Annotated in this window: 4 protein-coding genes; 1 reads left to right on the top strand and 3 read right to left on the bottom strand. The window is 50.2% G+C overall.

The window, feature by feature from the left end:
* Nucleotides 1–186 precede the first annotated feature (186 nt).
* Entirely contained in the window at nt 187–2,463 is a 2,277-nt protein-coding gene (locus CLV60_RS15225; RefSeq protein ID WP_106596212.1) for a GH92 family glycosyl hydrolase, read from the bottom strand.
* Nucleotides 2,464–2,639: 176 nt separating this feature from the next.
* Here CLV60_RS15225 and hslU point away from each other — a divergent pair, with 176 nt between their 5' ends.
* On the top strand, nt 2,640–4,031 hold the full coding sequence (gene hslU / locus CLV60_RS15220; protein ID WP_106596211.1) for an ATP-dependent protease ATPase subunit HslU: 1,392 nt from the start codon (nt 2,640–2,642) through the stop codon (nt 4,029–4,031).
* Between the two features lie 95 nt (nt 4,032–4,126).
* Here hslU and CLV60_RS15215 read toward each other — a convergent pair whose 3' ends face one another.
* Complete coding sequence (locus CLV60_RS15215) at nt 4,127–5,215, bottom strand: alpha/beta hydrolase-fold protein (RefSeq protein ID WP_106596210.1); 1,089 nt, start codon at nt 5,213–5,215, stop codon at nt 4,127–4,129.
* 53 nt (nt 5,216–5,268) lie between these two features.
* Nucleotides 5,269–5,769 carry a dihydrofolate reductase gene (locus CLV60_RS15210; protein ID WP_106596209.1) on the bottom strand — a complete coding sequence of 167 codons (501 nt, stop codon included), beginning with the start codon at nt 5,767–5,769 and terminating at the stop codon, nt 5,269–5,271.
* Between the last annotated feature and the right edge of the window lie 785 nt (nt 5,770–6,554).

Below are 6,554 nucleotides of genomic sequence, written 5' to 3'. Positions count from 1 at the left end.
TGACCCCTTGTTAATTTAACCAGGCTTCTATCAGTCTCAAAAATCCAAAAAGCCTATTTACAGCCAAATTGACTCGGGCCTTTTTAGTCAGCCCCACACTATTCGCAGGCCTCTGGCCGGTCTCGCATACCTGACCGGCCGGAGGCCTGCGAATAGGCGGCACGAAGCAGGAGCTCCGTGCCATTGTTATTTCGTGAGTGAAAAAGGAACCGCTTCCGGCTTCGTACCCCAGCTTTTGGACGGTTTGCCTGTCAGGTCAAACTGGACGCTTCCACCTTTTTGAATATCGGCATGTTCGAGGTAAGTCTTGTCGTACGCCTTACCATTCAACTTGGCGCTCTGGATGTACAGGTTGCTTTCGCTGCTGGCAGGAGCGTCGATCGTGAACTTCTTGCCATCTTCCATGGTCAGCGTAGCCTTTTTAAACAATGGCGAGCCAATCACATATTGCGTCGTGCCCGGCGTGACAGGGTAAAAGCCCAGGGAAGAAAATACGTACCACGCCGAGGTCTGACCGTTGTCCTCATCGCCGCAGTAACCATCCGGCGTCGCCTGGTAGAGTCGTTTCATGACCTGACGCGTCCAGTACTGTGCCTTGTTGGGTGCGCCCGCGTAGTTGTACAGGTAAATCATGTGCTGGATCGGCTGGTTGCCGTGTGCGTAGTTACCCATGTTCATGATCTGCATTTCGCGGATTTCGTGAATCGGGAAGCCGTAGTAGCTATCATCGAATACCGGCGGCAGTGTGAAAACCGTATCCAGTTTTTGGACAAATGCTTCGCGACCGCCCACGAGGTTGATCAACCCTTTCACGTCCTGGAATACCGACCATGTGTAGTGAATGCTGTTGCCTTCCGTAAATGCATCCCCCCATTTGAACGGATTGAATGGCGACTGGAACTTGCCATCTTTGTTCTTACCACGCATCCATTTCGTTTCCGGATCGAACAGGTTTTTGTAGTTCTGGCTCCTTTTTAGATACAAATCCACTTCCGATTGCGGCTTTTTAAGTTCTTTCGCCAATTGCGCGATACAGAAGTCGGCATAGGCATATTCCAGCGTACGGGCCGCATTTTCGTTGATTTTAACATCATAAGGCACATAGCCGAGCTCATGGTAATACTCATGACCGAAACGGCCTACCGAGCTTACCGGGCCTGCATTCTGCGTGTTTTTCAGAATAGCCTCATACAGTTTGTTGATGTCGTAGCCACGGATGCCTTTGATATACGAATCAGCAATAAGTGAAGCGGAGTTCGAGCCGATCATACAATCGCGGTGGCCGGGGCTGGCCCATTCGGGCAGGAAGCCGCTTTCGTCATATGCATTGGCAAGACCTTCCATAATGTGCGAGTTCAATGTCGGGTACATCAGCGTGAAGAATGGGAACACCGCGCGGAAAGTATCCCAAAAACCATTGTCCGTGAACATATAACCCGGACGCACCTCGCCATTGTAAGGGCTGTAATGCACCACTTTGTTGGCCTTGTCCATTTCATAGAACTTGCGTGGGAACAGCAATACGCGGTAGAGGCACGAATAGAAGGTGCGGATCTGATCGATATTGTCACCTTCCACTTTAATGCGTGAAAGTTCGGTATTCCATGCTTGTTCGCCTTTTGATTTGGTAGCATCGAAAGAATCGTTGCCCAACTCGCGTTGCAGGTTCAGTTCGGCTTGTTCAGGGCTGATAAACGACGAGGCAACCTTGATGCCCACCTGCTCGCCTCTTTTGGTTTTAAACCCAACCACGGCACCTACGTGCGCTGCGCTGATTTCCAGCGTGTCTTTCGCGAGTGTTTTGCCGTGGAATGCCGAAGAGAAAGTGAATGGTTTATCAAAAACCAACACAAAGTAGTTCTTGAAGTTGGCTGGCACGCCTCCGCTGTTTTTGGTAGTATAACCAATGATTTTGCGCTCCTTAGGCAGGACTTTTACATAAGAACCCCTGTCGAAGGCGTCAAGAAGCACGTAAGAAGTGTCGGCCTTCGGGAAGGTAATGCGGAACTGGGCAGCACGCTCGGTCGGCGCGATTTCCGTTGTAACGTCATAATCCGCCAGGTATACCTTATAGTAATGGGGCTTGACAGTTTCGGCTTTGTGCGAGAACCAGCTGGCGCGGCTTTCTTCGTCGATTTTCAGCTTACCGGTAATAGGCATGATCGCGAACTGGCCGTAATCGTTAATCCAGGGGCTGGGTTGGTGGGTCTGCTTGAAACCGCGGATCTTCTCGGCATCGTACATGTAAGCCCATCCATCGCCCATTTTGCCGGTTTGGGGCATCCAGAAGTTCATCCCCCAGGGCAGGGCAATCGCCGGATAGGTGTTACCGGCCGATAAACTGAACTTCGATTGCGTCCCCATCAGCGGGTTCACATAGTCGACCAGATTGGCAGTACCTTGCCCGTAGGATAATTGCAGCGAGGCAATAACGGTAAAAAGGCAGAACAGGAGTTTTTTCATGTTGGGGATAATTCTTTTTTATATTGGTTTCGGAATTATAAATGCAGGGACAAAAGTAATTGAAGGACAGAGAACAAAAAGTAAAGCCGTCAAAGATTTCCCAACGGCAGGTTTTCTGCCATTTTGTACCGGCATAATTCTTTTTAATGTTAGGTTTTGAATCCATCGTAATCAACATGACAGAACATCTTAACCGCCTTACACCGCGTCAGATCGTTTTCGAGCTCGACCAATATATCATCGGACAAAATGACGCAAAACGCAATGTGGCGATCGCACTGCGGAACCGGTGGAGGCGAATGAACAGTCCGGAGGACATTCAGCGGGAGATTATCCCGAACAATATATTAATGATAGGGGCCACGGGCGTGGGGAAAACCGAAATCGCCCGCAGGCTGGCCAAAATCGCCGATGCGCCATTTGTGAAAGTGGAGGCTTCCAAGTTTACGGAGGTTGGCTACGTGGGCCGCGATGTCGAAAGCATGGTCCGCGACCTTGTGGAGCAGGCGGTAGGCATGGTGCGGATGCAGAAGAAGGAAGAGGTGAAAATCAAGGCCGAACAGGCCGTGGAAGACATCATCCTCGATGCGTTGATCCCGCCGGTGCATGGTTCAGGGGCGGTGAAGCCGGTTCCCGAAAACGGTTCTGAGGAAATGCCCCAGAGCGATGCCGAACTCAACCAACGTACCCGCGAGCGTTTCCGCGAGAAAATCCGCAATGGGGAGCTCGATAGCCGGAAAATCGAAATTGAGGTCCAGCAAAATCAGGTGCCCAATGTGGGCATGATAGGCGGGGCCGTCGACGACGTATCAATGATGAATATCCAGGAAATGATCGGTAATATGATGCCGCGCCGGGGCAAAAAGCGTAAAGTAACCGTCGAGGAGGCGCGTAAACTGCTTTTGGACGAGGAAGCGTCAAAGCTGATCGATATGGACGAGGTGAAGCTCGAAGCCATTAAAAAGGCGGAGAACCTGGGCATTATATTTATCGATGAGATCGACAAAGTGGCATCCAGCCGTTCCGGAGGAAGCGGCCCCGACGTGAGCCGTGAGGGCGTGCAGCGCGATTTACTTCCGATCGTTGAGGGAAGTGCCGTAAATACCAAGCATGGCGTGATCCAGACGGACCATATTCTGTTCATCGCAGCCGGTGCTTTCCACGTTTCGAAGCCATCCGACCTTATTCCCGAGCTACAAGGCCGCTTTCCGATCCGTGTGGAGCTCAACAGCCTCACCGAAAGTGATTTTTACCAGATTCTGAAAGCGCCTAAAAACGCATTGACGAAGCAATACGCCGCCATGATGGAATCCGAGGGAGTAGAGCTGGAATTCGAAGACGGTGCATTACGGGAAATCGCCCGCATTGCATTTGAAGTAAACAGCGAAGTCGAAAACATCGGCGCCCGTCGTCTGCAAACCGTTATGAGCTCGCTTCTCAACGACTTTATGTTCGACATCCCTGACATTATCGGGGACGGCTCGCACATCGCGATTACTGCTGAAATGGTGCAGGAAAGGCTGTCAGCTCTCGTGAAGAACCGGGATCTTAGTCAGTATATTCTTTAAAAGGAGGAAAGGGAGGATGGAGGAAGGGGAGGATGGAGTTCAAGTGCTTCCATTGTCCCTTTCCTCCTTCCTCCCTTTCTTCCCTTTCCTCCCTTCTAATAAAACAACCACTCAAAAGCCTTTGGAAACTCCTGGCTCCATTGTTTTTCGGCGTGCTCGCCTTTGGCGTCTATGGAGGACTTAATTTTTACGCGGCTGTAACCGAAGCTTTGTGTTTCGAGCGTTTCTTGCAGCTTGGCTACGTTCGGGATCATTTGGGTGCCTTCCTTACCACCGGCATAAAGGTAAATGCGCGTCTCGAACGGCTCGAAGAAATGCACGGCGTCAAAATAGATCTTTTCGGAAATCCAAAGGGCCGGAGAAAAGACCATTACTTTCCCGAACGTTTGCGGAAACATCAGCGCTGCGTAAATGCTCAATAACCCGCCAACGGAACTGCCGCCAATGCCGGTGTTCAGCCGGTCGGATTTTGTGCGATATTTTTCGTCGATATGCGTTTTGAGCGGTCCGACTATGAATTGCATGAACTTGGCGCCGTGTCCTTTGCCGAGTTTGGCATTGTCGTATGGTGAAAGCTCCTGCACGCGATCCTCTTCACCATGGTCGACGGCAACGATGATCACGCCGGCTTTATGTTCTTTCGCGAGCTTTGCGAGGCTTTTGTCTATTTCCCAGTTACCATATTCCGAGCCGTCCCCAAACAGGTTCTGGCCGTCGGTCATATAAAGTACCGGATAACGCTGGTCGGGATTTTCGTAGTAATCGTGCGGGAGTAGCACACGTACACGACGCGTGCGGCTGAACTGCGTGATTTCAAATGCTTCCGAGACCGTTTCAACGAGGGGAGAAAGGTCTGTTTTAGCTGAAATGTCAGTCTGCCAGCGGATTACATTGTCCTTGACAAGTGTTTCGCCGGCTTTGATAACGCGGTTGCCATAAGGTCGGCCAGCCCGGTCGAGCTCCACCTGGTTCCAACCGCCGCGGGTGTATTTGTATTCGATCGGATCGGGCAGCTCTTCATCCTCCGCAAATTGGTAACGATAGTTCCCCGGGCTCACCATGGTCATTCGATAAGCTTCGAGGTCGGGGAGCCATTTGCAGAAATTGCCCGTGATAAAGACCGGACGGTTATCGAAAGGTACTGTGCTTAGTTCAATGGTAAGGGTGTCAACTTCTACTTGCATTCTACTCTTGTACTTTCATTGAGTCACTATGGGTTACGAGGGCACAAAAGTACTTATTTATCAGCTTTTTTAATATAATTAATGAATTCAAATGGAAAAAAATGACGCTCGTCAGGCTCGTGGAAGACTCTTTCGGTCTCTGCCCAGGCGTCGGGGTTTTCGATTTTGAAAAAAGTGTCGCCTTCAATTTCAGTATGTACCTTCGTCAGGTAAATATGGGTGGCTAAGTCTTGCGACTGTCTGTAAATCTCGCCGCCGCCTACGATGCAGGCTTCCTTGCCGTCGATTGCTTCCGCCTTTTTCAGCGCCTCATCCAGCGAATGCACAACTACCACACCTTCGAATGCGAAATCGGCATTCCTTGTGATTACAATAGAAGTACGTCCAGGCAGCGGCTTTCCGATCGACTCAAATGTTTTACGACCCATGATCATCGGGTGTCCTAACGTGAGTTGTTTGAATCGTTTCAGGTCGTCCGGCAACCGCCAGAGCAGCTGATTGTCCTTACCGATCGCGCCGTTTTCGGCGGCGGCTACTATGATTGAAATATGCATGCAGGTGGTAGATGTTTTTGCAAAGATGGTTGAAATGTGAACAACCAATGCCGCTAGGCATGTAATATTGGTAGCAAACCGGTGCTACACGGCGTTCGGGAAATGCCCTTGGGCATGTAACGTCAATGCATTGGCTTGGCTCTGTTGTTACATCCCTTACGGGATTTTCTAAACTCCGTTATGTCGATATTGCTACCAATGTTACGTCGCTAACGCGACTCAGCTTCTAAGATGATATTAATGTATTCGACTACCAATGCCGTTAGGCATATAACATTGGTAGTAAACCGGTGTTACACGGTGTTCAGGAAATGCCCCTGGGCATGTAACGTCAATGCATTGGCTTGGCCCTGTTGATACATCCCTTACGGGATTTTCTAAACTTTGTTATGTCGATATTGCTACCAATGTTACGTCGCTAACGCGACTTAGCTTCTATGATGATATTAATGTATTCGCCTACCAATACCGTTGGGCATATAACATTGGTAGTAAACCGGCGTCATACGGTGTTCAGAAAATGCCCTTGGGCATGTAACGGCAATGCATTGGCTCGTCACGGCTATTGCATCCCTGACGGGATTTTTGAGATTGACGCATTGCTAAGATGCTACCGATGTCACATCGCTGACGCGATTCGCGTTTTGTTGGCTGCTCGACGTGATTCGGCGTCTTTCAGGCTGCTGCGGCAACGATAAATTTTGCCGGTATCAAATGCCGTCAGGCATGTAACATAGGTAGCAAAAATGGTTGCCCTCCGTCTGGGAAATGCCCCTGGGCATGTA

Source organism: Dyadobacter jiangsuensis, from assembly GCF_003014695.1.
Lineage (GTDB): Bacteria > Bacteroidota > Bacteroidia > Cytophagales > Spirosomataceae > Dyadobacter > Dyadobacter jiangsuensis.
The sequence above is the reverse complement of the archived record's forward strand: the minus strand, read 5'-3'. Positions and strand labels throughout refer to the sequence as shown.

Coding starts and splice junctions, on each gene's coding strand:
- CLV60_RS15225 (WP_106596212.1), bottom strand. CDS start 2,463: ATGAAAAAACTCCTGTTCTGCCTTTTTACCGTTATTGCCTCGCTGCAA.
- hslU (WP_106596211.1), top strand. CDS start 2,640: ATGACAGAACATCTTAACCGCCTTACACCGCGTCAGATCGTTTTCGAG.
- CLV60_RS15215 (WP_106596210.1), bottom strand. CDS start 5,215: ATGCAAGTAGAAGTTGACACCCTTACCATTGAACTAAGCACAGTACCT.
- CLV60_RS15210 (WP_106596209.1), bottom strand. CDS start 5,769: ATGCATATTTCAATCATAGTAGCCGCCGCCGAAAACGGCGCGATCGGT.